Origin of the sequence: Streptomyces sp. NBC_01233, assembly GCF_035989305.1 — a bacterium.
Classification (GTDB): domain Bacteria; phylum Actinomycetota; class Actinomycetes; order Streptomycetales; family Streptomycetaceae; genus Streptomyces.
Map to the genome: position 1 here is coordinate 1,990,015 of NZ_CP108514.1, position 23,225 is coordinate 2,013,239.

Sequence of the window (23,225 nt, forward strand, 5' to 3'; positions counted from 1 at the left end):
CGTTCGAGTAGGTGGCAACATGGCAGCATCCCGGACCGTCACAGTGGAACGCGCAGCGCCCCGTCGATGAGCCGCGCGGTCTCCTCCGCGCCCGTACAACCGCTGGTCAGAAGCTGTTCGCGGACCGCCCGCAGCCGGTCGCGCAGCCGCAGCGACTCCATGCCCCTGGCCCGCTCGGCCATCTCCGCCGCGGACGCCGCGGCCCGGTCCGCCTCCCCCTGGCGCAGCTGGATCTCGCACAGCATCGCCAGCCGGTGCACCCGGCCGCGGTCGTGCGCCGGGGTGCCGACGGCGGCGGTCGCCTGGACCCGGGCGGCTTCCAGATCGCCCAGGCTGAGCAGCGCCTCCGCGACCTGGACGTTGACCAGCCCCGGCTGTACGTAGCCGGTCTCGTCCGGTTCGCTGCCCGGGCGGATCCGCTCGGCGGCCGCCTCCGCCTTGCGGATGCAGGCCAGCGCGGCCGGGGTGTCGCCGAGTTGGGCGTACGCCTTGGCCTGCATCGCGTACAGGTCAGTGGCCAGCGCCGGGGTGGTGTGCCGGCCGGCGGCGCGCAGCGCGGCCTCGGCGAAGGCGACGGCCTGACGGTACTCGCGCAGGTGCAGGGACTGGTTGACGATCAGCGCGATCACGTACGCCCCGAGCCCACGGTCCCCTGACGCCTTGGCCAGGCGCAGCGCTTGGTGGAAGTAGCGCTGGGCGAGCCCGTGGGCGTCCGAGTCGTACGCGCAGATCCCCGCCACCGCCACGAGGGACCCGGTGGCCCGGTGCAGCTGGCGGCCGAGGCCGTCGGAATAACTGCCGCGCAGCATGGGCGCCGTCTCACTGCCGAGGAAGCGGACGATCCGGTCCCGGGTGGCCACTCCGCCGGCCCGGCGGTACATCAGCTCGTAGTGGGCGCGGGCGGCCTTCAGGATCTCGATGTGTTCGGGACCGATCCGGTTCGGCCCCTCGCGGGAGACGTCCGCGTCCTCGGGCGGATTCTCCCATTCCCAGACCGGGATGACGGCAGGCGTCCCGGTGACCGCCTCGGCGGCGAGCAGTTGGGGCCGGGCCTGGCCGTCGGAACGCCACAGGGCGGCGGCCCGGTCCACGAACCCGTTGAGCGGGGAGGCGTGCAGGGAGACGGGCCGGTCGGCCGCCCCGAGCCCGATGTCGTCCAGCCCGACGGGGCGCCGCAGCCGGCCGCCGAGCACCTCGCAGATCAGGTCGGGTACCTGGCCCCGGGGCCGCTGGCCCTTCAGCCAACGGGCCACGGCGGTGTGTTCGTAGCGCAGGGCGAGTCCGCGGGTGCGGCCCGCCTGGTTCACGTAGGCGGCGAGTCCGGCATGGGACATGCCCGCCTCTGCGAGGAGGGCGTCGAGCAGGACATTGGGCTGCATGGGCCGCTCCAAGGGCTCGTCGGTCTCAGGCTAGTGGGTGCGCGGTTCACACGGGGTGTGAACCGAGTACGCGCATAAATGCGATGCGCACTCTGCCGCACGGGCCCCCGTGGGCGCTTCACTTAAGGGCCTCGCCAAGAGGCGGCTCGGGTCGTCGGCTCCCCCTCGTACAGTGCGACGACCCGCACCGCGCCGCCCGTCCTGCTGTCTGCCCGACACTCCACGGCAGGCGGGCGGCGTGTTCCGGCTCCGCCGGCGCCCGGTTGGTCGCCGGGCCCCGGCGGAGCCGGCCCCCCGGCACCCGGCCGGTCAGGACCGGTCGTTGCGGAGCACCAGCAGGGCGACGTCGTCGGCGAGTCGCCCGCCGGTGTGCCGGAGCAGGGCCGTGTGCACGCCCGCGACCAGCCGCGCGGGCGTGAGCGGTGCCTCTGCGAGGACGCTCCGCAGGGGGAAGAACGCGCCGGCGGTGTCCCGGGCTTCCTCGGCGCCGTCGGTGTGCAGGAAGAGGGTCTCCCCGGGCCGCAGTTCCCCCACGGGGTGCGGCTGCGCGTCCGCGGGTACGGGCACCACCCCGAGCGGTGGCATGGTCTCGCCGTCCAGTGCCTGCACGTCGGTGAGCCGCTGCGCGGAGCCTCCCCCGCCCTCCCCCTCGCTTCGCTGGGGGTACCCCCGCCCCTTCCCGGAACCGGGGCTCCGCCCCGGACCCGTTACGGCGCCCCGCGCCCGCGCCTCGAACGCCGGCGAGGCTGATATTGCCGCTGCGCGGCAATCCAGCCCGCCGGGCGGCACCCTGGAGCGCAGCTCAGCCAAATCCAGCCCCGCCGGCGTTTGAGGCGCGGGGTCCGGGGCGGGGTCCCGGCTGCGCGCAGCGCAGTGTTCCGGCAGCGCCGCCGGGCGCAGCAGGTACGGCCAGGGGTGGCCGCAGTTCAGGGCCAGGAGGGTGCCGTCCGGGGCGATCTGGAGCAGCAGCACCGTCACGAACTCCTCCGCCGACGGGGACTCCGGCTCGCCGGAACACGTGGCAGGGTGCTCGGACCGGGCGCGGTCGCGCAGGTGTCGGCCGAGCGCCCGCTCCATCCGCCGCAGGACGCCGCCCAGCGACACCTCGTCGTACGCCGCTTCGCGGAAGGCCCCGAGCACGGCCGCCGCCGCACCCAGCGCCGGCAGCCCGTGCCCCCGTACGTCCCCGATGACCACCCGCACGCCGTGCGCCGTCGGCACCGCCTCGTACAGGTCCCCGCCCACCGCCGCGCCCCGGCTCGCCGAGAGCTGTGCCGCGGCCGGCGCCAGGCCGTCGATCCGCCCCGGCAGCGGCCGCAGCAGCGCCCGCTGCGCGGCGCCCGCGATCTCCTGCGAGCGGCGCAGTTCGCCCAGCAGCCCGCGCCGGATGTGCAGGGCGCACCCGGTGGCCAGCAGCAGGAAGGCCGCACAGGTGGCCAGGCTCGGCACCAGTCGCCCCGGGGTGGCCAGCTCCCAGGACACCGCGGCGCCGCCCCAGGCGACGACACACACCCGGCGCAGCTGGGGCATCTCCCCGCGCGTGATCATCCGTTGGCTCCCCTCCGGCCGGATCGATTGTGTCGACCGACCGGCGCCCCGGACACGGGCCTCCGCCGTTCTCACCCGAACGAGTGAGGGCGCATCCGGTGGTCCGGATGCGCCCTCAACTGGCCTTACGCGGGTGCGGCTACGCGCCCCGGAGCACCGCCCCGGTCCGCTCGCCCGCCAGCGCCACCGCCGCGTCGCGCGCGGCCGTGGACTCCTCGGCGGTCAGCGTCCGGTCGGCCGCGCGGAAGCGCAGCGCGTACGCGAGGGACTTCTTGCCCTCTCCGACCTGCTCACCGGTGAACACGTCGAACAGCCGCAGCGACTCCAGGAGTTCACCCGCGCCCTTGCGCAGGGCCGCCTCCACCGAGGACGCCGGAACCGACGCGTCCACGATCAGCGCGACGTCCTGGGTCGCCACCGGGAAGGTGGAGATCCGGGGCGCCTGCAGGGCCTCGCCGCCGGCCGCCGCGAGGCGGTCCAGGTCGAGCTCCATGGCGCTGGTGCGGGCCGGCAGGCCCATCGCCTTGACCACGCGCGGGTGCAGCTCGCCGGCGTGGCCGATGACCTGCTCGACGCCGTCGATGGTGACGACGAGCTCGGCGCAGCGGCCCGGGTGCCAGGGGCCGTACTGGCCCTGGCGGACGACGAGCTCCGCGCCGGCCTCGACGGCCAGCGAACGGGCGGCCTGGACCGCGTCCGCCCAGTCGGCCGGGCGGCCCTTGCCCCACCAGCCGGCCTGCTCGCGCGCACCGGCCAGCACGACCGCGGCGTAACGCGGCTGCGCGGGCAGGGCCGCGTTCAGGGTGGCGATCTCCTCGTCGGTGGGACGCCGGTCCACGGGCAGCCGTACGGCGACGCCCGGCTGGGCGGCGGCCCGGAAGACCGAACCGGTCTCGAAGAGCGCGAGGTCGTGGCTGCCCCGGCTGTCGTTGCGGCGCAGTGCGCCGAGCAGACCCGGCAGCAGCGTGGTGCGCAGCGCCGGCTCCTCGTCGGAGATCGGGTTGACGAGCTTGACCACCTGGCGGGTGGCGTCGTGCGCCGGGAGCTGGAGCTGGTCGAAGACGCCCTCGCCGATGAAGGGGTAGCTCAGCGCCTCGACGTAGCCCGCGCCGGCCAGCGCGCGGCCGACCCGGCGGTGCAGCTGCTGCCGGGCGGTCAGACCGCGGCCGGAGGGCACCTGCGGGAGGGTCGACGGGAGGTTCCCGTAGCCCTCCAGCCGGATGACCTCTTCGGCGAGGTCGTTGGGCGCGGCGAGGTCGGGCCGCCACGAGGGGACGGTGACGACGAGCTCGTCCTGGCCGTAGACGTCGCAGCCGATCTCCTGGAGGCGGCGCACGACGGTCTCACGGCCGTACTCCATGCCCGCCACCCGGTCCGGGTGGTCCGCGGGCATGGCGATGGTGCGCGGCGCGCCCGGGGCGAGGACCTCGGTGACGCCCGCCTCGGCGGTGCCGCCCGCGAGGAGCACGAGCAGGTCGACGGTCCGCTGCGCGGCCGCGGCGGCGGCCTGCGGGTCGACGCCCCGCTCGAAGCGCTTGGAGGCCTCGGAGGAGAGCTTCATGCGGCGGACGGTGCGCGAGATCGACACGGAGTCGAAGTGCGCGGCCTCGATGACGACGTCCGTGGTCCCCGTGACCTGGCCGGTCGAGGGGTCGGTGACGGAGTCGGCGATCTCGGTGTTGGCGCCGCCCATGACACCGGCGAGCCCGATCGGGCCGCTGTTGTCGGTGATCACCAGGTCCTCGGCGTCGAGCGTGCGCTTGACGCCGTCGAGGGTGGTGAACTTCTCGCCCTGCTCGGCACGGCGGACACCGATGGTGCCGTCGATGCTGGAGCGGTCGTAGGCGTGCAGCGGCTGGCCGAGCTCGAGCATCACGTAGTTGGTGATGTCGACGGCGAGCGAGATCGGGCGCATGCCCGCCTTCTGCAGGCGGCGGGTCAGCCAGATCGGGGAGCGTGCGTCGGGGTCGAGGCCGGTCACCGTGCGGGCGGTGAAGCGGTCGCAGCCGGCCGGGTCGTCGATCTTGACCGGGTAGCCGTACGAGTTCGGCTGGGGCACGTCGAGCAGCGCCGGGTCGCGCAGCGGCAGGCCGTAGGCGGTGGCCGCCTCGCGGGCGACACCGCGCATGGACATGCAGTAGCCGCGGTCCGGGGTGATGTCGATGTCGAGGACCTCGTCGACGAGCTGGAGCAGCTCGATCGCGTCGGTGCCGACCTCGTGCTCGTGCGGCAGCACGATGATGCCGTGCGTGCCGTCGTCGCCCATGCCCAGCTCGTCGCCGGAGCAGATCATGCCGTGCGAGGTGCGGCCGTACGTCTTGCGCGAGGCGATCGCGAAGTCGCCGGGCAGCACCGCGCCGGGCAGGACCACGACGACCTTGTCGCCGACGGAGAAGTTCCGGGCGCCGCAGACGATCTCCTGCGGTTCACCGGTGCCGTTGGCCTGGCCGACGTCGACCGTGCAGAAACGGATCGGCTTGCGGAAGCCCTCGAGCTCCTCGATGGTCAGCACCTGGCCGACGACGAGCGGGCCCTTGAGCCCGCCGCCGAGCTGCTCGACGGTCTCGACCTCGAGGCCGGCGTCGACCAGCTTGGCGGCCACGTCACGACCGGTCTCGCCCGCGGGCAGGTCGACGTACTCCCGCAGCCAGGAAAGCGGGACGCGCATCAGATCTCACTCCCGAACGGCCGGGTGAAGCGAACGTCACCCTCGACCATGTCTCGCATGTCTTCAACGTTGTGGCGGAACATCAGCATCCGCTCGATGCCGAACCCGAAGGCGAACCCGCTGTACTTCTCGGGGTCCACACCGCAGGCGACGAGCACCTTGGGGTTGACCATGCCGCAGCCGCCGAGCTCGATCCAGCCCTCGCTGGAGCAGGTACGGCACGGGCGGTCGGGGTTGCCCACCGACTCGCCGCGGCACACGTAGCACTGCATGTCCATCTCGGCGGACGGCTCGGTGAAGGGGAAGAAGTGCGGGCGCAGGCGCGTGGTGGTGCCCTCGCCGAACAGCTCCTGGACCATGTGGTCCATGGTGCCCTTGAGGTCCGCCATGGTCAGGCCCTCGTCCACGGCGAGCAGCTCGACCTGGTGGAAGACCGGGGTGTGCGTCGCGTCGAGCTCGTCGGTGCGGTACACCCGGCCCGGGCAGACGATGTAGACGGGGGGCTTGCGCTCCAGCAGCGAGCGCGCCTGCACCGGGGAGGTGTGGGTGCGCAGGACGACACCGGACTCGTCGCCCTCGGTGCCCTCGGGGCCCCGGACGAAGAAGGTGTCCTGCATCTGGCGCGCCGGGTGGTCGGGCGTGAAGTTGAGGGCGTCGAAGTTGAACCACTCCGCCTCGACCTCGGGCCCCTCGGCGACCTCGTACCCCATGGCCACGAAGATGTCCGCGATGCGGTCCATCAGCGTGGTCAGGGGGTGCCGGGCGCCGGCGGGTACGCGGTCGTAGGGCAGTGTGACGTCCACGGCCTCCTCGACCAGCACCCGCTCGTCGCGCTCGGCTTCGAGCTCGACGGTGCGGGCCCCGAAGGCCTTGTTCACGGCGCCGCGGGCCTGGCCCACACGCTTGCCCGCCTCGGCCTTGGCCTGCGGGGGCAGCGCGCCGATCTCGCGGTTGGCGAGCGCCAGGGGCGAGCGGTCGCCCATGTGCGCGGTCTTCGCCTCACGCAGCGCGTCGAGGTCGCCGGCGGACGCGAAGGCGGCGAGCGCCTCGTCCCGCATGCGCTCGATCTCTTCCGGTTTCAGTGCCTCGACCTCGACAGGGTCGTACGACTTGTTCGGTGCCGACATCTCTTCCCGTACTTCCGATGGCTGGCTGGTGGGTCCCCGTACGACTCGATCGGCACAAGGACACAAGGGTGCCAAAGGACGAGTCTAAAGGTCGCTGGGGGTGAAGGAGCCCGTGGGCCGTCTGGCGAGATGCTCAGCAGGGCTACTGCGTGAGGTACGCCGGGGCGCTCACGGGCAGGATAAATCGGAACTCGGCGCCGCCGCCGGGGCCGCGGCCGACCGTGATGGTGCCGCCGTGGGCCTCCACGATGCCCTTGACGATGTAGAGGCCCAGGCCGGTGCCGCCGCGCTTGCTCCCCCGCCAGAAGCGGGTGAAGACGCGGCCCATCGACTCCTCGGGGATCCCGGGGCCTTCGTCGGACACGGTGACGGCGGTTCCCTTCTCATGCGGCGACACCCCGATGGTGACCGTTCCCTCTCCGTGGCGCACCGCATTTTCGAGGAGGTTGCCGAGGATCTGGTCGATCTTGTCCGGATCGGCCCACAGATCGGGGAGCGGACGGCTCACGCTCACGAGGAACCGCTCGGGGGCCTGGCCGTTCGCCGTGAGGGCCTGTACGTGGCGGCCGACGGCGGTGGCGATGTCGACCGGCTGGCGGCGCACCTCCAGGCGTCCGGAGTCGATCCGGGAGATGTCGAGGAGTTCGGCGATGAGCCGGGTGACACGGTTGGCGTCGGCGTCGACGGTCTCCAGCATCAGCCGTTTCTGGTCGTCGGTGAACCGCTCCCACTTGGCGAGCAGGGTGGCGGTGAACCCCTTGACGGAGGTCAGCGGGGAGCGCAGCTCGTGGGCGACGGTGGCGATCAGCTCGGCGTGGCTGCGCTCGGTGCGGCGGCGGGCCTCGGTGCCGCGCAGGGTGACCACGAGGCGGCGCACCGGCCCGGTGGGGTGGCTGCGGATGTAGCTGGCGGAGACCAGCACCTCGCGGCCGCCCGGGAGGAGCAGGTTCCGCTCGGGCTGCCCGCGGCGGGTGGCGAGGCCCCCGTACGGGTCGGTCAGCTCCCACCAGCGGCGGCCTTCGAGGTCCTCCAGCGGGAGCGCCCGGTCGATGCGGGTGCCGATGGCCTGCGCGGGGGCGGTGGCGGTCATCCTGGCGGCGGCCCGGTTGAAGCAGATGACGCGCCCGGTGTCGTCGGCGACGACGAGCCCGTCGGGCAGGTTGTCGGGGTCGATCCCGAAGCCGAGCCCCTCACCGGGGGCGAACCCGGGGGGTACGGCATCGGCGCGGGTGCCGGGGACGGAGTCCACGGGCGTGCCCGCACGGGCGCCGGCCGGAGCCTGCGGCGGGACACCGGCCAGACCGCCGACCTGCGGCGGGACCTGGGCGGGGCCGGGTCCGGCCGACACCGGTGTACCGGCCGTCGTGCCGGCCCCCGGTGAGCTGTTCGTACCGACGGTCATGTCCCCGTACCCCACATCTCCGAGTAGCGCAGTGGGCCCCCGGGCCGCCACATTACTAGCTGGGGGTCACGGAGCGGCACCCTCCGGGCGCCCGCTGTGCACGCGCGGACGCGTAGAGACACACGGCGGCGGCCGTCGCCAGGTTCAGGCTCTCCGCCTTCCCGTGGATCGGGACCCGCACCACGGCGTCCGCCAGGGCCCTGGTCTCCTCCGGCAGACCCCAGGCCTCGTTGCCGAAGACCCAGGCCGAGGGCCCGCCCATGGTGCCCGCGTCCAGCTCGGCGTCGAGGTCGTCCTCGCCCGCTCCGTCGGCCGCGAGGATCCGCACGCCGGCCGCGCGCAGGCCCTCGACGGCCTGCTCCACCGGGACGCCGACCGCGACCGGGAGGTGGAAGAGGGAGCCCACGGAGGCCCGTACGGACTTGGGGTTGTAGAGGTCCACGGAGGCGTCGGTCAGCACCACCGCGTCGGCGCCGGCGGCGTCGGCGCAGCGCAGCACCGTACCGGCGTTGCCGGGGTCGCGGACGTGCGCGAGGACGGCGACGAGCCTGGGCCCGGACGCCAGGATCTCCTCGAACGGGGAGTCCAGGAAGTGGCAGACGCCGACGAGGCCCTGCGGGGTGACGGTCTGGGAGACCTCGGCGAGCACCTCGTCGCAGGCGTAGTGCACGCGGGCACCCGCGTCCAAGGCGGCCTCGATGATCCCGGAGTAGCGCTCGGCGGCCTCGACGGTGGCGAACAGCTCGATCAGGGTGGACGCGCCGGTGGGCCCGCGGTGCTCGGCGGCCTCGCGGACCGCCTGCGGGCCCTCGGCGATGAACCGGCGCTCCTTAGTGCGGAAGTTGCGCCGCGCCAGTCGCCTGGCGGCGGCCACCCGCGGGGATCGGGGGGAGATCAGCTCGGCGGGGGTACCCATGGTCTCAGCGGTTCTCTCTCGGGGTTCCATGCGCGCGGGGCGCGGGGAAGCGGGGGCGCGGGGCAAGGGCCGCGGGTGCGCGGGCGCCGCGGGCAGGAGGGCCGCGGGCGCGGCGGCGCGCGGAACGTGCGGCGCTCGCAGTGCTCGCAGGGCTTCGGGCCCGCGGGGCGAAAGCACACGGACCCGCAGGCGAATGCCTGCGGGTCCGTGGGGGCCGGCCGCGTGAAGCTGGGCCGGCTAGCCCTTAGGCAGCGGCCTTGGGGGCGTTGACGTCGGCCGGAAGCGCCTTCTGCGCGACCTCGACCAGCGCGGCGAACGCGTTGGCGTCGTTGACGGCCAGCTCGGCGAGGATCTTGCGGTCCACCTCGATGTTGGCGGCCTTCAGACCCTGGATGAGGCGGTTGTACGTCATGCCGTTCTGGCGGGCAGCAGCGTTGATGCGCTGGATCCACAGCTGACGGAAGTCGCCCTTGCGCTTCTTGCGGTCGTTGAAGTTGTAGACCAGCGAGTGGGTGACCTGCTCCTTGGCCTTGCGGTACAGGCGCGAACGCTGACCGCGGTAGCCGGAGGCCGCCTCGAGGATTGCCCGGCGCTTCTTGTGGGCGTTTACTGCCCGCTTGACGCGTGCCACTTTTTAACTCCTTGTAGCGGGGCCGTGGGTGTCTTCACACGGCCCGAATTCGATGGGGTCCCGGTCTTGACGTCCCGCTCCCGCGTGGGAAGCGGAGGACATCAGATGCCGAGAAGCTTCTTGATCTTCGCGGCGTCGCCGGGGGCCATCTCCGCGTTGCCGGTGAGGCGGCGGGTGACACGGGACGACTTGTGCTCGAGCAGGTGGCGCTTGCCGGCGCGCTCGCGGAGCACCTTGCCGGAGCCGGTGACCTTGAAGCGCTTCTTGGTACCGCTGTGCGTCTTGTTCTTCGGCATGGCGCCGTTATCTCCTCGTCGGTGGCGCTCCCACCGGTCCGTTGCGGGACCGGCTCACGGGAGCGTCATGTTGTGTCGGTGATCCGAGACGGGCTGTCTCGGGATCAGGCCTCGGCGTCCGTACCGTCGGCGGGGGCCTCGGTGACGTCGGCGGAGGCGACCTCGGTGGTCTCCTCAGCCTCGACGGCGGCTTCCTCGGAAGGAGCCTCGTCGTCGGCGTGGGCGACACCCTGGCGCTCGGCCTTGCGGGCGGCCTGCGCCTCGCGGGCTTCGGCCATCGCCTCGGTCTTCTTCTTGTGCGGACCGAGGACCATGATCATGTTTCGGCCGTCCTGCTTCGGGTTCGACTCGATGAACCCGAGGTCCTCGACGTCCGAAGCGAGACGCTGCAGCAGTCGGTAGCCGAGTTCCGGCCGGGACTGCTCGCGACCACGGAACATGATCGTGATCTTGACCTTGTCGCCCTGCTTGAGGAACCGAACGACGTGACCCTTCTTGGTGTCATAGTCGTGCGGGTCGATCTTCGGCCGGAGCTTCATTTCCTTGATGACCGTGTGCGCCTGGTTCTTGCGCGCCTCACGGGCCTTCATGGCCGACTCGTACTTGAACTTGCCGTAGTCCATGAGCTTGCAGACCGGCGGGCGTGCGGACGCCGCGACCTCGACCAGGTCGAGGTCGTACTCCTGCGCGAGCTCAAGCGCCTTGGCAAGCGGCACGATGCCGACCTGCTCGCCGCTGGGACCGACAAGCCGTACCTCGGGAACGCGAATCCGGTCGTTGATGCGGGGCTCGGTGCTGATGGATCCTCCTCGGTAGCACCACACGACTGCCTGGCAGACAGCCGCTGACGTGTATTTCCGTCAGACCGACCACGGCGGGAAACCAAAAAAGCCCCGCCGGGCACAGGCAGGGGCTCCAATACAACCGGAACACCGTCGCGTGCGAACCGCGGGGCGTAGACTCGGGCAGCTTTCCATCGTCCGTACGGAACGATGGATGCCGCCTGACCGGTGACCCGCCGTCCCGGAGGACGGTCAGGTGGGAGAAACGGAGCCTCCACTTGTGGGCCGGGCACAGAAGTGTCCGGCCGGTCGAAGTACATACTAGCACCCGCGTTGCAAGCCCGCCGCACGGCATATCGTGGGGCTCATGACTGACGCGACACCCTCCCCCGAAACCGCTGCCGACGGCGCCACCCCCGACTACGACGCCATGACCCGCGACATCGCGGACGTGCCCGCCGTCGAGGTGATCACCACGGTGGCCGTGCACCTGCTGAGCGCCGCGGCCGTCAACCTGGGCCTGGACAAGCCGGACTCCGAGCACAAGGACCTCGACGAGGCCCGCAAGCTGATCACGGCCCTGGCCGGCCTGGTCACCGCGAGCGCCACCGAGATCAGCTCCTTCCACGCCGCCCCGCTGCGCGACGGCCTGAAGTCGCTCCAGCTGGCCTTCCGCGAGGCGTCGATCGTCCCGGACGAGCCGGGCCAGGGTCCGGGCGAGAAGTTCACGGGTCCCGTCTTCGCCTGATCGCGCGCATACGACGCACATACGAAGAGGAGAGGCGGGTCACACGGGAATCCCCCGTGTGACCCGCCTCTCCTTTTTCCTTGCGGCTCTCGCTTGCGGCTCCTACCGCTGTTCCGGCTCTCCCGGTCAGCGGGTGAAGAGCGGTTCGCCGGGCGGAGCCGGCGCGTCCGGCGGCAGCAGCGCCAGGTCCAGCCCGCGCACCAGCCGGGCCCGCAGGGTGGTGTCCGCCGCCAGGGCCTCGGCGACGCGGCGGGCCGCCGCGGGCGCCTGCGCCCCGCCGGCCAGCACGATGGCGAGGGTGCCGTCGGCGTCCGCGCCGCCCGGGCCGAGGTGGGCGCGGAGCACGGCCGGCTCCGCTGACACGGCGGCCCGTACGGCCTCCCGTACGGCGGGGTCGGCCAGCGGGCCCGCGTCCGTACGGCCTTCGGCGAGGGCGAGCAGCGCGGGCCCGGTCAGCTGGTAGGTGACGGGCCCGGCCAGGTCCAGGACCACGGTGTCGGCCTTCTCGTGGGCGGCGGCGGCCAGGGCCTGGTGCAGCGGTACCGCCACCGGGCGGGCGGCCGGGTCCCAGAGGGCGAGCGAGGCGGTCGAGGTGAAGGCGGGCAGGGCCCGCCGGTCGCCCGCCCGCAGGGTCGGGACGGCCATGTCGCTCGTCTTCTCGCGCTTCAGGCCCGTCTCCGGGTCGGTCTCCACCTCGCCGAGGACGGCGACCACGGGGACCAGCAGCCGCGCGCCCTTGAGGGCGGCCAGCACCTCGGGCTCCTTGGCCCGGTCCTCGGACCAGGCGGCCAGGGCCGCGGTCAGCCGGGGATCGGCCGAGCCGTCGTCGTCGGAGAAGCCCGGGTCGGGAATGTTCTTGTTCGCCATGTTCGCCACAGTTACCCGACCCTACTGTGCCGGGTGCGACGGCGCCGTGAGGGGCCCGCGGTCCCCGCCCCGGGTGCCCCGACGCGGGCGTCGGCCCAGTACGGCGGCCAGTACGAGCAGCACCGCCCCCGCGACCGCGGCCGCCGGAGCACCGAGCCGGGCGCTCCGCTCGGGCGGGCGGACCGGCTCGGGACCGGGGCCGAAGTACGGGCGCTCGGCCGCGGCGGCCGCGGGCACCGCGGCTTCGGGCTGCATCGCCTCCGCGACCTGGAGGGCGGCGGCGGGGTCCACCGTCCCGTGGCCGCGGGCGTCGTCCCGGCCGCCGGCCGGGGAGTCGGAGGCGGTGTCCTCCAGCAGCTTCTTGATCTGGGCCGGGGACAGGTCCGGGTGCGCGGCCTTGACGAGGGCGGCGGCGCCGGAGACGAAGGCCGCGGCGGCACTGGTGCCCCAGCCCTCGTAGTACGAGCGGTCGGGGTCGGCGATGACCACGTCGACGCCGGGGGCGCTGACGGTGGCGTACCAGTTGCGGGTGGAGAACTTGGCCTTCTTGCCGCGGCGGTCGACGGCGGTGACGGCGATCACCCCCGGGTAGGCGGCCGGGTAGGACACGCGGTCGCCGGTTTCGCCGCCGTTGCCGGCGGAGGCGACGACGACCACGCCCTTGGCGAGCGCGTACTGGACGGCCTCGTCCTCGCCCGCCTCGTGGTGGGCGGAGTCGCTGTCGTCGCCGAGGGACAGGTTGATCACGTCGGCCCCGTGGTCGGCGGCCCAGCGGATGCCCTCGGCGAGGGCGCCGCCCTTGCTGTCGCGGGCCTTGCCGCGGCCCGGGTCGCCCTCTTCGAGGATCACCCGGACCGGCAGGATCCGCGCCTGCGGGGCGATCCCGAGGACGCCCTGGCCGCGGCTGGGGCCGTGGCCGTGCCCGGCGATGATGCTCGCCATGGCGGTGCCGTGGCGGGCCCATGAGCGGTCGCCGCGGCCTGCGCCCATGCCGATGAGGTCGGTCCCTTCGAGGACCTGCCCCGCCAGGTCGGGGTGGGAGTCGTCGACCCCGGTGTCGAGGACGGCGACGGTCACCCCGTCGCCGCGGGTGGTGCCCCAGGCCTCCTCGGCGCGCAGCGCGAGCAGGCCCCACTGGCGGTCCCGGATGGTGTCGGCGGCGGCCGGGAACGCGGTGGCGGCCGTGAGGAGGGCGGCGGCGGTCAGGGCGGCGGCGGCCCGCCCGAGCGCCCGGTGCATGGTCATCGGCGGGCCTTCGGGGCGGGCGTGACGGGCGGTGCGGCGAGGAACGCCACGGTGTGCCCGATGCGGTCGGCGACCGCCTTGGCCTCGTGGCCGAGTCCGGCCTGGGCGGCGGCTCCGGTGGCGTCCTTCTTCATCAGGTCCTCGGCGGGGCGGGGCGCGTCCAGGGGGCGGCCGTCGGCGAAGGCGGAGACGGCGTAGACGACGACGGGGGCCTCGTCGAGTACGGACGCGGCCCATGCGGCGCGCTGGGCGTCCGTGAATCCGTACGCGGGCGGGGCGGTGATCCGCCCGGTGAGGGCGGTCATCGCGGGGGCGTCGGCGGGGGTGAAGACCAGGCCGACGGTGATCAGGGAGCTGCGGGTGGCGTCGGTGTACGTGGCGCGGAGCACGCGGGTGCAGCCGGTGGCGGCCAGCAGGCCCTGCCAGTCGGCGGCGAGGCCGGAGGCGCAGTCGGCGTCGGGGGCGAGCGCGATGCGGGTCCAGGTCCGGTCGGAGCCGCCGGGGCCGGCTGCGGGGCCGGTGACGACGGGCGGCAGGAGGTGGTCCACGGGCGCGGACCGCCACAGCGACTCGGCCTTGCGGTAGGCGGCGTCGGCGGGCAACGGGCGGCTCGCGGCCCGGTGTTCCGCCCAGGTGGTGACGGCGGCTCCGCCGACGAGGCCGCCCCCGAGGAGGAGGCAGAGCGCGGAGGCGAGGACGCGTCCGGGGTGGCGGCGCGGCGGGGTGTGCGCGGGCTGGGGCGGCTGGGGCCACGGGTCGGGCTCGCCCTGGATCGTGGTCCGCGGTGTCGTCGTGGTCATCCGGCGGCTCCGCCCCCCGTTCCGTACGGCTGCCTGCCCGTACTCTACGGGGTCCCCCGCGGGGCTCCGCGGGGCCGGTGTCCCCGCCTCCGGGCGCCACCGACCCCTACCCACCGGTAGAGACCTCTGGCAAGCTGCCGCCCATGAACTCCCCCGCCGCCGACCGCGCCCGGTACGACCGGGCGACCGCGCATCTGGACGCGCCGCTGGCCCTCGTGGATCTCGACGCCTTCGACGCCAATGCCGACGACCTCGTGCGCCGGGCCGGCGGGAAGCCGGTCCGGGTCGCCAGCAAGTCGGTCCGCTGCCGCGCGCTGCTCGAACGCGTGCTGGCCCGGCCCGGGTTCGCCGGAATCATGTCGTACACCCTGGCCGAGTCCCTCTGGCTGGCCCGGTCCGGGTTCGAGGACATGCTCCTCGCGTATCCCTCCGCCGACCGGGCCGGCTTCGGAGAGCTGGCGAACGACGCCAAGCTGGCCGGCGCCGTCACGGTGATGGTGGACGATCCCGCGCAGCTGGAGCTGATGGACGGGGCCCGCGACGGGGGCGCCGAGGAGATCCGCGTCTGTCTCGAACTGGACACCGCCCTGCAGCTGTTCGGCGGCCGGGTACGGGTCGGGGCCCGCCGGTCCCCGCTGCGCGAGCCGGCGGAACTGGCCGCGCTGGCCCGTACGGTCGCCGCCCGGCCGGGGTTCCGGGTGGTGGGCCTGATGGCGTACGAGGGCCACGTCGCCGGGGTCGGGGACGCATTGGCCGGCCGCCCGCTGCGCTCCCGCGCCATCCGGCTCATGCAGGGCGCGGCCCGCAGGGAGCTCGCGGCGCGGCGGGCCGAGGTGGTGCGGGCCGTGCGTGCGGTCGTACCGGACCTGGAGTTCGTCAACGGCGGCGGGACCGGCAGCGTGCAGCAGACCGCCGCCGAGGACGCGGTGACGGAGGTGGCAGCCGGGTCGGGGCTGTACCTGCCGCGGCTCTTCGACAACTACACCTCCTTCAGCGGGCGTCCGGCGGCGCTGTTCGCCCAGCCGGTGGTGCGCAGGCCCGGTGTGGGCGTGGTGACGGTGCTCGGGGGCGGCTACCCGGCCTCGGGTGCGGCCGGCGCCGACCGGCTGCCGGTTCCGTACCTGCCCCAGGGGCTGCGCTACGACCCCCAGGAGGGGGCGGGCGAGGTGCAGACCCCGCTGCTGGGCGGCCCGGCCGACGATCTGCTGATCGGTGACCGGGTCTGGTTCCGGCACGCGAAGGCGGGCGAACTGTGCGAGCGCTTCGACACGCTGCACCTGGTGGAGGGCGACCGGGTGACGGCCACCGCCCCGACCTACCGGGGCGAGGGCCGCACCTTCCTCTAGAGGACCGGGGCCTGGAAGACCGAGTCCGTCTGGTCCGGGATGACGCTGGTGTCGCCGCGCAGGACCGGTCCCCTGGTGCCGTCGTGGTCGACGTAGCCCGTCGTCGCGCACGGGTAGGGGCCGCTCTTCTGCGGCTTGGGCCCGATGAACATGGGGTTGACGATCCACCGGCCGTCGCTGTTGTCGTACGCCCGGCACATCAGCTCGTTCTTGTTGCGGTTGACGACGAGCCGCAGGGCGGTGGCGTCGCGCAGGAAGGAGATGTCGGTGTCGGAGTCGCCGGCGGCGAACACCTGCCGGCGGGCGGCGGGCTGTACCTTCTCGGCGGCCGCGCCGCGCACGCCGAAGATCTCCTTGTTGATCCAGCAGCGCTTGCCGTCGATATAGGTGATCATCGTGTCGGCTCCGTCCCGGACGGATCCGCAGCCCTGCAGGTGGGAGGTGAACTTCCCGCCGTGGGTGGTGGTGTTGCGGATGCCTATCACGTGGTCCGCGTCGATGCCGACGCCCTTGGCCCACACTTCGACGACCGGCTGGGGAGAGGCCGAGCTGATCCAGACGTCGAAGCCGGACTTCCGCAGCGCGCCGATCAGGTCCTTCTGCTGGTCGTAGTAGCGCACCCAGCCGGTGGCGGTGCCGCTGCCGACCCGCTGCGCGGCGCCGACGGGCGCGGCGAGGTTCTCGGCTCGGGCGGCGGCGGCGAAGCCGCGGATCTCGCCGGCGGTCCAGCCCTGCATCAGCTGGGGCAGCCAGGCGTACGAGGGTTCGGTGGTGCGGCGGTCCCAGCCGGCGAAGGCGGCGGCGCCGGTGCGGGTGGCGGCGGTCCCGTAGACGGCGTTGATCTCGTCCGCGCAGCCGGCTCCCGCGGGGGTCCCGGTGGGCAGCGGGGCGCCGGGGCGGGCGAGTGCGTCGCAGGCGTCGGCGAGGGCCTCGGCCCCGGCGGGGGTCAGGTGGCGGCTGGTGGCGGCCCAGTCGGCGGGGCGGCGGATCTTCCCGTTGCGCAGCAGCCAGAACATGGTGGCGTCGCCGACGTCGTTCTTGACGACGGTGTTGTCCCAGTCGAAGACGGCGACGGGCCTGGCGCGGTCCGGCCGGTACGGGTTGCAGCTGCCGTACCGGTCGATCAGCCCCTGGAGGCGGGCCTGGTTGTCCCCGTACCAGCCGGAGCCGACCGTCACCGGGCGGCAGGTGCTCTGGTCCGCCTCGGCGGGCGGGGCCAGCAGGAGTCCGGAGCCGGCGGCCGCCACGAGGGCGAGGGTGGCGGTTCTGTTTCTGCGCATGCTGCTCCTCGGGGTTCGGGCACGGAACGGCCGGGCGCCTCGCGGCGCCCGGCCGGCTCGGAACGGGGATGGTCTACGGCGGGGTGGTCTGCTGCCGGGTGCTCTACAGCGGGGTGACGTACGCGCCGGAGATGCCGCCGTCGACGAGGAAGTCGGTGGCGTTGATGAAGGAGGAGTCGTCGCTGGCGAGGAAGGCGACGGCGGCGGCGATCTCGGTGGGCTCGGCGAAGCGGCCCAGCGGGATGTGCACGAGGCGGCGGGCGGCGCGCTCGGGGTCCTTCGCGAACAGCTCCTGGAGCAGCGGGGTGTTGACCGGCCCCGGGCACAGGGCGTTGACGCGGATGCCCTCGCGGGCGAACTGCACGCCGAGCTCGCGGGACATGGCCAGGACGCCGCCCTTGGAGGCGGTGTAGGAGATCTGGGAGGTCGCGGCGCCCATGATCGCCACGAAGGAGGCCGTGTTGATGATGGAGCCGCGGCCCTGGCGCTGCATGTAGGGCAGGGCGGCCTTGCAGCACAGGTAGACGGAGGTGAGGTTGACGTCCTGGACGCGCCGCCAGGCGTCGAGCTCGGTGGTGAGGATGGAGTCGTCGTCCGGCGGCGAGATGCCCGCGTTGTTGAAGGCGATGTCGACGGAGCCGTAGGTGTCGAAGGCCGTCTTGAACAGGGCGTCGACCTGCTCCTTGTCGGTGACGTCGACCTTCACGTAGGTCCCGCCGACCTCCTCGGCGGCGGCCTTGCCGGCCGTCTCGTCGATGTCGCCGCAGACGATGTCGGCGCCCTCGGACGCGAGGCGGCGGGCGGTGGCGAGGCCGATGCCGCTGCCGGCTCCGGTGATGACGGCGGTACGGCCGACCAGGCGGCGGCAGACGATCTCTTCTGGGGTCTGGCTGGTCATGTTCTTCAGGCCTCCGTGCTGATGAAGACGTTCTTGGTCTCGGTGAAAGCGGTGAGTGCGTCGGGTCCGAGCTCGCGGCCGAGGCCGGACTGCTTGTAGCCGCCGAAGGGGGTCCAGTAGCGGACGCTGCTGTGGGAGTTGACGGACAGGTTCCCCGCGGCGACGGCGCGCGAGACGCGCAGGGCACGGCCGATGTCGCGGGTCCAGAGGGAGCCGGAGAGCCCGTACTCGGTCGCGTTGGCCAGGCGTACGGCATCCTCCTCGTCCTCGAAGGGCAGGACGACGGCGACCGGTCCGAAGACCTCCTCGGCGGCCACGGGCGCCGTGGGGGCAACGTCCGTGACCAGGGTCGGCGGGTACCAGAAGCCGGGGCCCTCGGGGGCGGTGCCGCGGATCGCGGTGAGGTCGGCGGTGACGAAGGACCGTACGCGGTCCAGCTGGGTCCGCGAGATCAGCGGGCCCATCTGCGTCTTCTCGTCGAGCGGGTCGCCGACCGCCACCGCGGCGATGCCGGGGGCGACGAGCTCCAGGAAGCGGTCGTAGACGGAGCGCTGTACGAGGATCCGGGTGCGGGCGCAGCAGTCCTGTCCGGTGTTGTCGAGGAAGGACATCGGCGCGGCGGCCGCGGCGGCCTCCAGGTCCGCGTCGGCGAAGACGATGTTGGGGCTCTTGCCGCCGAGTTCGAGGGTGACGCGCTTCACCCGGTCGGCGCACTTGGCCATGATCTGCTTGCCGACGCGGGTGGAGCCGGTGAAGACGATCTTGGCGACGCCGGGGTGTTCGACGAGCGCGTCTCCCGCGACCGCCCCGTGGCCGGGGAGCACCTGGAAGAGGTGCTCGGGGATCCCGGCTTCGAGGGCGAGTTCGGCCAGGCGCAGCGCGGTCAGCGGGGTGGTCTCGGCGGGCTTGAGGATGACGGCGTTACCGGCGGCGAGGGCCGGGGCCAGGCCCCAGGCGGCGATCGGCATGGGGAAGTTCCAGGGGGCGATCACGCCGATGACGCCGAGGGGTTCGAGGAAGGTGACGTCGATGCCGCCGGCGACGGGGATCTGGCGGCCGGAGAGCCGCTCCACTCCCCCGGCGGCGAAGTCGAGGAGGTCGCGTACGTTGCCGGCTTCCCAGCGGGCGTTGCCGATGGTGTGGCCGGCTTCGCGGACCTCCATCCGGGCCAGTTCCTCGATGTGGCCGTCGACGACCGCGGCGAAGCGGCGCAGCAGCCGGGCCCGGTCGGCGGGGGCGGCGGCCGCCCAGGCGCGCTGGGCCGTTGCGGCCCGGGCGACGGCGGCGTCGACATCGTCCCGTGTGGCGGCCGGGACGATGGCGACGGTTTCCTCGGTGGCCGGATTCAGCACTCGCAGGTTGAGTGGGGCCAGCTCATCGGACACGTGTTGCCTCACAGACTTTCGGTGGTTCGGCGGGGCGGGTTACAGGCGTTCGAAGGAGCGGCGCAGCTCCCAGTCGGTCACCGCGGAGTCGTACGCGTCGAGTTCCACGCGGGCCATGTTCCGGTAGTGGGCGACCACTTCGGGGCCGAAGGCCGCCTTGGCGATCTCGCTGTTCTCCCAGAGCTCCGCGGCCTCGCGCAGGGTGGCGGGCACGTGCGCGTAGTCGGCGGTGTAGGCGTTGCCGCCGCACGCCTCGGGCAGCTCCAGCCGGTTCTCGATGCCGTAGAGCCCGGCCGCGACCAGGCCGGAGACGGCGAGGTACGGGTTGACGTCGCCGCCGGGGAGGCGGTTCTCGAAGCGCATGGAGCGGCCGTGGCCGACGACTCGGAGCGCGCAGGTCCGGTTGTCCACGCCCCAGGCGACGGCGGTCGGCGCGAAGGATCCCGGCCGGAAACGCTTGTACGAATTGATGTTGGGGGCGTAGAGAAGGGAGAAGTCGCGCAGCGCGGCCAGCTGGCCGGCCAGGAAGTGCCGCATCACCGGTGACATTCCGCCCGGTCCGTCCCCGGCCATCGCGTTGCGTCCGTCGGCGTCAGCGAGCGAGAGGTGGATGTGACAGGAGTTGCCCTCGCGCTCGTCGAACTTCGCCATGAAGGTGAGCGAGACGCCTTCCTGGGCCGCGATCTCCTTCGCCCCGGTCTTGTAGACGGAGTGCTGGTCGCAGGTGGTCAGCGCCTCGTCGTAGCGGAAGGCGATCTCGTGCTGGCCGAGGTTGCACTCCCCCTTGGCCGACTCGACGATCAGGCCCGCGGCCTGCATCTCGTTGCGGATGCGGCGCAGCAGGGGTTCGATGCGGCCGGTCCCGAGGACGGAGTAGTCGATGTTGTACTGGTTGGCGGGGGTCAGTCCGCGGTAGTTGGCGTTCCAGGCCTGCTCGTAGGTGTCCTGGAAGACCATGAACTCCAGCTCGGTGCCGACCATCGCGGTGTATCCGTGCTCGGCGAGGCGCTCCAGCTGGCGGCGCAGGATCTGCCGGGGCGCGGCGACGACGGGCGAGCCGTCGTTCCAGGCGAGGTCGGCGAGGAGGAAGGCGCTGCCGGGGTTCCAGGGGATGCGGCGCAGGGTGGCGAGATCGGGGTGCATGGCGAAGTCGCCGTAGCCCCGGTCCCAGGAGGACATCTCGTACCCGTCGACGGTGTTCATGTCGGTGTCGACGGCGAGAAGGTAGTTGCAGCCCTCGGTGCCGTGCTCGAGGACCTCGTCCAGGAAGAACTGTGCGGCGAACCGCTTGCCCTGGAGCCGCCCCTGCATGTCGGGGAAGGCCAGGACCACTGTGTCGATCTCGCCGCTGGCGACGAGGGAGCGGAGCTCCTCGGGCGCGAGCGGCGGCGTGCGGTCTACCACGGGAATCTCTCCTTCGGTGAGCCGAGTGCGCCTAAGGTATTGAATAGAACCATTGCTTGGGAAGGGGAGGAGCCGAGATGACCGATACGGCGAGTGAAGGCGACGCGATCGCGCGGCTGAATCCCGTGCTGCGGCAGGTGCGGGCGGGCAACGGCTTCGAGGAGGCGCTGGAGCAGATCCTCCAGGTGGTCCGGCTGGGTCTGGTGCCGGGCGGCGAACGGCTTCCGCCCGAGCGCGAGCTGGCCGAGCGCATGGGGATCAGCCGGGTCACCCTGCGCGAGGTGCTGAAGGTCCTGCAGGACCAGGGCCTGGTGGAGGCCCGGCGCGGGCGCTACGGCGGAACGTTCGTGCTGCCCCGCCCCGACACCCCGGCGGGCGGCTCCGAGGAGGAGCTGCGCCGGCGCGTCGCGGGGGTGGACATCGAGGACGCGCTGCGCTTCCGCGAGGTGCTGGAGGTGGGGGCGGCCGGACTGTGCGCCTCCCAGGGGCTGACCGAGGAGGGGACCGAACGGCTGCTGGCCGCGCTGGGGGCCACGCACGACGCCCCGCTCGCCGCCTACCGCCGCCAGGACACGCTCTTCCACCTGACGCTGTGCGAGCTCGCCGGATCCGCCACCCTCACGGCCCAGTACGCGGCCGTCCGCGCCACCGTCAACGACCTGCTGGACTGCATCCCGCTGCTCGTGCGCAACCTGGAGCACTCGCAGCAGCAGCACACCGCGCTGGTGGAGTCGGTACTGGCAGGGGACGCGCCCGGGGCGCGCGCGACCATGCGCGAGCACTGCTGCGGCACGGCGGCGCTGCTGCGGGGCTTCCTGGCCTGAGCGGAACCGGAACGGGGGGGGCCGGGAGGAGGGCCGGGAGGTTTTCGTAACTTCTGTTTAACGCAGAGGTCTTGCGCTCTCCACTCCTCTAGAGCAAAGGTACGCCCCACAACCATTGCCCTGAGGCAGGAGCGCACGATGGCCGACGACATCGAGGCACGGCTGACAGCCGTACCCGCACCCACCAAGTCCCCCGAGGGCGGCGACGCAGGCACGGACGATTACCTGGAGCGCCGCACACTGCGCCGGGGCAGCGCCGGCTGGCTGCTGCTGACCGGTCTCGGCGTCGCCTACGTCGTCTCCGGCGACTTCTCCGGCTGGAACGTCGGCCTCGACAAGGGCGGCTTCGGCGGGCTCGCCATCGCCACCGTCCTCATGGGCGCGATGTACGCCTGCCTGGTCTTCTCCCTCGCGGAGCTGTCCACCATCCTGCCGACGGCAGGCGGCGGCTACGGCTTCGCCCGCCGCGCGCTGGGCCCCTGGGGCGGCTTCCTCACCGGCACCGCCATCCTCATCGAGTACATCCTGGCCCCGGCCGCGATCGTCATCTTCATCGGCGACTACGTCGAATCCCTCGGCCTCTTCGGCCTGACCTCCAGCTGGCCGGTCTACCTCGGCTGCTTCGTGATCTTCATCGGCGTCCACCTCTGGGGCGTGGGCGAAGCCCTCCGCTTCAGCCTCGTCGTGACCGCGATCGCCGTCGCCGCGCTGCTCATCTTCGCGGTGGGCGCCTTCACCGAGTTCAGCGCCGACGGCCTCAACGACATCCCCGTCGACTCGGAGGCCTTCGGCTCGAACTCCTGGCTGCCGCTGGGCGTCCTCGGCATCTGGGCCGCGTTCCCCTTCGGCATGTGGTTCTTCCTCGGCGTGGAAGGCGTACCGCTGGCGGCCGAGGAGGCGAAGGACCCGGTCCGCTCCATGCCGAAGGCCCTCTCCATCTCCATGGGCATCCTCGCCCTGCTGGCGCTGATCACCTTCTTCGCCGCGACCGGCGCCCAGGGAGCCGACGCCGTCAAGGCGGCCGGCAACCCGCTGGTCGTCGCCCTGGAGGGGGACGGCGGCCCGACCGCGCTCAGCCGCTTCGTGAACTACGCGGGCCTGGCCGGCCTCGTCGCCTCCTTCTTCTCCCTCATCTACGCGGGCTCGCGCCAGCTCTTCGCCCTCTCCCGGGCCGGCTATCTGCCCCGCTTCCTCTCGCTCACCTCGAAGCGCAAGGCCCCGTACCTGGGTCTCGTCATCCCCGGCGCGATCGGCTTCGCCCTGGCCGCCGCCACCGGGAACGGCGCGCGCATGCTGAACATCGCGGTGTTCGGCGCGACCATCTCCTACGCCCTGATGGCCCTCTCGCACATCGTGCTGCGCCGCCGGGAGCCGGACCTGGAGCGCCCGTACCGCACCCCCGGCGGAATCCTGACCTCCTCGGTGGCCTTCGTGCTCGCCCTGTCGGCCCTGGTCGCCACCTTCCTGGTGGACAAGGACGCGGCATTCATCGCCCTGGCCGTGTACGCCGTCGCCCTCGCCTACTTCGCCTTCTACAGTCGGCACCACCTCGTGGCCTCGGCCCCCGAAGAGGAGTTCGCGGCGCTGGCGGAAGCCGAGGCGGAACTGACCCGCGACTGACACCCTGTTGCTGCACTTGCCTTGCCCTTGCCCTTGCCCTTGCCCTTGCCCTTGCCCTT

Annotated in this window: 20 protein-coding genes; 4 read left to right on the top strand and 16 right to left on the bottom strand. The window is 72.9% G+C overall.

What is annotated here, in order from left to right; all coding sequences use genetic code 11:
• Window positions 1–38: 38 nt before the first annotated feature.
• From OG332_RS09160 to infC, 9 genes are all read right to left on the bottom strand, one after another.
• Window positions 39–1,379 (bottom strand): transcriptional regulator, encoded by a 1,341-nt coding sequence (locus tag OG332_RS09160; protein WP_327412982.1) that lies wholly within the window; start codon window positions 1,377–1,379, stop codon window positions 39–41.
• A gap of 309 nt (window positions 1,380–1,688) precedes the next feature.
• The gene (locus OG332_RS09165) at window positions 1,689–2,927 is read right to left on the bottom strand and encodes a PP2C family protein-serine/threonine phosphatase (RefSeq protein ID WP_327412983.1); all 1,239 of its coding nucleotides are present in this window, start codon (window positions 2,925–2,927) and stop codon (window positions 1,689–1,691) included.
• A 139-nt stretch (window positions 2,928–3,066) separates the two neighbouring features.
• A complete protein-coding gene (gene pheT / locus OG332_RS09170; protein ID WP_327412984.1) occupies window positions 3,067–5,595 on the bottom strand; it encodes a phenylalanine--tRNA ligase subunit beta in 2,529 nt (842 codons plus the stop codon).
• Window positions 5,595–6,722 (bottom strand): phenylalanine--tRNA ligase subunit alpha, encoded by a 1,128-nt coding sequence (pheS, locus tag OG332_RS09175; RefSeq protein WP_030706150.1) that lies wholly within the window; start codon window positions 6,720–6,722, stop codon window positions 5,595–5,597. The genes pheT and pheS overlap by 1 nt, the downstream gene beginning before the upstream one ends.
• A 142-nt stretch (window positions 6,723–6,864) precedes the next feature.
• Window positions 6,865–8,124 carry a sensor histidine kinase gene (locus OG332_RS09180; RefSeq protein ID WP_327412985.1) on the bottom strand — a complete coding sequence of 420 codons (1,260 nt, stop codon included), beginning with the start codon at window positions 8,122–8,124 and terminating at the stop codon, window positions 6,865–6,867.
• Between the two features lie 55 nt (window positions 8,125–8,179).
• Window positions 8,180–9,040, bottom strand: a complete 861-nt coding sequence (locus OG332_RS09185) for a TrmH family RNA methyltransferase (RefSeq protein WP_327412986.1) — start codon at window positions 9,038–9,040, stop codon at window positions 8,180–8,182.
• Between the two features lie 244 nt (window positions 9,041–9,284).
• Entirely contained in the window at window positions 9,285–9,671 is a 387-nt protein-coding gene (gene rplT, locus OG332_RS09190) for a 50S ribosomal protein L20 (protein ID WP_007263143.1), read from the bottom strand.
• Between the two features lie 101 nt (window positions 9,672–9,772).
• Window positions 9,773–9,967, bottom strand: a complete 195-nt coding sequence (gene rpmI, locus OG332_RS09195; protein ID WP_030012385.1) for a 50S ribosomal protein L35 — start codon at window positions 9,965–9,967, stop codon at window positions 9,773–9,775.
• A 104-nt stretch (window positions 9,968–10,071) separates the two neighbouring features.
• Complete coding sequence (gene infC, locus OG332_RS09200) at window positions 10,072–10,791, bottom strand: translation initiation factor IF-3 (RefSeq protein WP_327412987.1); 720 nt, start codon at window positions 10,789–10,791, stop codon at window positions 10,072–10,074.
• A 325-nt stretch (window positions 10,792–11,116) separates the two neighbouring features.
• Here infC and OG332_RS09205 point away from each other — a divergent pair, with 325 nt between their 5' ends.
• Window positions 11,117–11,497, top strand: a complete 381-nt coding sequence (locus OG332_RS09205; RefSeq protein ID WP_327412988.1) for a DUF1844 domain-containing protein — start codon at window positions 11,117–11,119, stop codon at window positions 11,495–11,497.
• Between the two features lie 126 nt (window positions 11,498–11,623).
• Here OG332_RS09205 and OG332_RS09210 read toward each other — a convergent pair whose 3' ends face one another.
• The 3 genes from OG332_RS09210 to OG332_RS09220 are packed head-to-tail and all read right to left on the bottom strand — an operon-like array spanning window position 11,624 to window position 14,409.
• The gene (locus OG332_RS09210) at window positions 11,624–12,364 is read right to left on the bottom strand and encodes an SseB family protein (protein WP_327412989.1); all 741 of its coding nucleotides are present in this window, start codon (window positions 12,362–12,364) and stop codon (window positions 11,624–11,626) included.
• Window positions 12,365–12,385: 21 nt separating this feature from the next.
• Window positions 12,386–13,603 (bottom strand): type VII secretion-associated serine protease mycosin, encoded by a 1,218-nt coding sequence (gene mycP / locus OG332_RS09215; protein WP_327419151.1) that lies wholly within the window; start codon window positions 13,601–13,603, stop codon window positions 12,386–12,388.
• A 2-nt stretch (window positions 13,604–13,605) separates the two neighbouring features.
• Entirely contained in the window at window positions 13,606–14,409 is an 804-nt protein-coding gene (locus tag OG332_RS09220) for a hypothetical protein (RefSeq protein ID WP_327412990.1), read from the bottom strand.
• Between the two features lie 143 nt (window positions 14,410–14,552).
• Here OG332_RS09220 and OG332_RS09225 point away from each other — a divergent pair, with 143 nt between their 5' ends.
• Window positions 14,553–15,755, top strand: coding sequence for an amino acid deaminase/aldolase (locus tag OG332_RS09225; protein ID WP_327412991.1), 1,203 nt, complete (start codon window positions 14,553–14,555; stop codon window positions 15,753–15,755).
• Here OG332_RS09225 and OG332_RS09230 read toward each other — a convergent pair.
• The 4 genes from OG332_RS09230 to OG332_RS09245 form a co-directional block, all read right to left on the bottom strand.
• Window positions 15,752–17,035, bottom strand: a complete 1,284-nt coding sequence (locus OG332_RS09230; protein WP_327412992.1) for a haloacid dehalogenase-like hydrolase — start codon at window positions 17,033–17,035, stop codon at window positions 15,752–15,754. The two genes, OG332_RS09225 and OG332_RS09230, sit on opposite strands and share 4 nt — an antisense overlap.
• A gap of 103 nt (window positions 17,036–17,138) precedes the next feature.
• Window positions 17,139–17,933, bottom strand: a complete 795-nt coding sequence (locus tag OG332_RS09235) for a 3-oxoacyl-ACP reductase (RefSeq protein ID WP_030706124.1) — start codon at window positions 17,931–17,933, stop codon at window positions 17,139–17,141.
• Between the two features lie 5 nt (window positions 17,934–17,938).
• Complete coding sequence (locus OG332_RS09240; protein ID WP_327412993.1) at window positions 17,939–19,318, bottom strand: aldehyde dehydrogenase family protein; 1,380 nt, start codon at window positions 19,316–19,318, stop codon at window positions 17,939–17,941.
• Window positions 19,319–19,357: 39 nt separating this feature from the next.
• Window positions 19,358–20,722 carry a glutamine synthetase family protein gene (locus OG332_RS09245; protein WP_327412994.1) on the bottom strand — a complete coding sequence of 455 codons (1,365 nt, stop codon included), beginning with the start codon at window positions 20,720–20,722 and terminating at the stop codon, window positions 19,358–19,360.
• 77 nt (window positions 20,723–20,799) lie between these two features.
• Here OG332_RS09245 and OG332_RS09250 point away from each other — a divergent pair, with 77 nt between their 5' ends.
• Window positions 20,800–21,546, top strand: a complete 747-nt coding sequence (locus tag OG332_RS09250) for a FadR/GntR family transcriptional regulator (protein WP_327412995.1) — start codon at window positions 20,800–20,802, stop codon at window positions 21,544–21,546.
• 138 nt (window positions 21,547–21,684) lie between these two features.
• On the top strand, window positions 21,685–23,166 hold the full coding sequence (eat, locus tag OG332_RS09255) for an ethanolamine permease (RefSeq protein ID WP_327412996.1): 1,482 nt from the start codon (window positions 21,685–21,687) through the stop codon (window positions 23,164–23,166).
• Window positions 23,167–23,225 lie beyond the last annotated feature (59 nt).

What these genes read in the sequence shown, in the direction of transcription:
- pheS (WP_030706150.1), bottom strand. Translation starts at nt 6,722, where the DNA reads ATGTCGGCACCGAACAAGTCGTACGACCCTGTCGAGGTCGAGGCACTG.
- OG332_RS09185 (WP_327412986.1), bottom strand. Translation starts at nt 9,040, where the DNA reads ATGGGTACCCCCGCCGAGCTGATCTCCCCCCGATCCCCGCGGGTGGCC.
- OG332_RS09210 (WP_327412989.1), bottom strand. Translation starts at nt 12,364, where the DNA reads ATGGCGAACAAGAACATTCCCGACCCGGGCTTCTCCGACGACGACGGC.
- OG332_RS09225 (WP_327412991.1), top strand. Translation starts at nt 14,553, where the DNA reads ATGAACTCCCCCGCCGCCGACCGCGCCCGGTACGACCGGGCGACCGCG.
- OG332_RS09230 (WP_327412992.1), bottom strand. Translation starts at nt 17,035, where the DNA reads ATGCGCAGAAACAGAACCGCCACCCTCGCCCTCGTGGCGGCCGCCGGC.
- OG332_RS09160 (WP_327412982.1), bottom strand. Translation starts at nt 1,379, where the DNA reads ATGCAGCCCAATGTCCTGCTCGACGCCCTCCTCGCAGAGGCGGGCATG.
- rpmI (WP_030012385.1), bottom strand. Translation starts at nt 9,967, where the DNA reads ATGCCGAAGAACAAGACGCACAGCGGTACCAAGAAGCGCTTCAAGGTC.
- OG332_RS09235 (WP_030706124.1), bottom strand. Translation starts at nt 17,933, where the DNA reads ATGACCAGCCAGACCCCAGAAGAGATCGTCTGCCGCCGCCTGGTCGGC.
- OG332_RS09250 (WP_327412995.1), top strand. Translation starts at nt 20,800, where the DNA reads ATGACCGATACGGCGAGTGAAGGCGACGCGATCGCGCGGCTGAATCCC.
- OG332_RS09220 (WP_327412990.1), bottom strand. Translation starts at nt 14,409, where the DNA reads ATGACCACGACGACACCGCGGACCACGATCCAGGGCGAGCCCGACCCG.
- OG332_RS09165 (WP_327412983.1), bottom strand. Translation starts at nt 2,927, where the DNA reads ATGATCACGCGCGGGGAGATGCCCCAGCTGCGCCGGGTGTGTGTCGTC.
- OG332_RS09180 (WP_327412985.1), bottom strand. Translation starts at nt 8,124, where the DNA reads ATGACCGTCGGTACGAACAGCTCACCGGGGGCCGGCACGACGGCCGGT.
- OG332_RS09205 (WP_327412988.1), top strand. Translation starts at nt 11,117, where the DNA reads ATGACTGACGCGACACCCTCCCCCGAAACCGCTGCCGACGGCGCCACC.
- mycP (WP_327419151.1), bottom strand. Translation starts at nt 13,603, where the DNA reads ATGCACCGGGCGCTCGGGCGGGCCGCCGCCGCCCTGACCGCCGCCGCC.
- pheT (WP_327412984.1), bottom strand. Translation starts at nt 5,595, where the DNA reads ATGCGCGTCCCGCTTTCCTGGCTGCGGGAGTACGTCGACCTGCCCGCG.
- eat (WP_327412996.1), top strand. Translation starts at nt 21,685, where the DNA reads ATGGCCGACGACATCGAGGCACGGCTGACAGCCGTACCCGCACCCACC.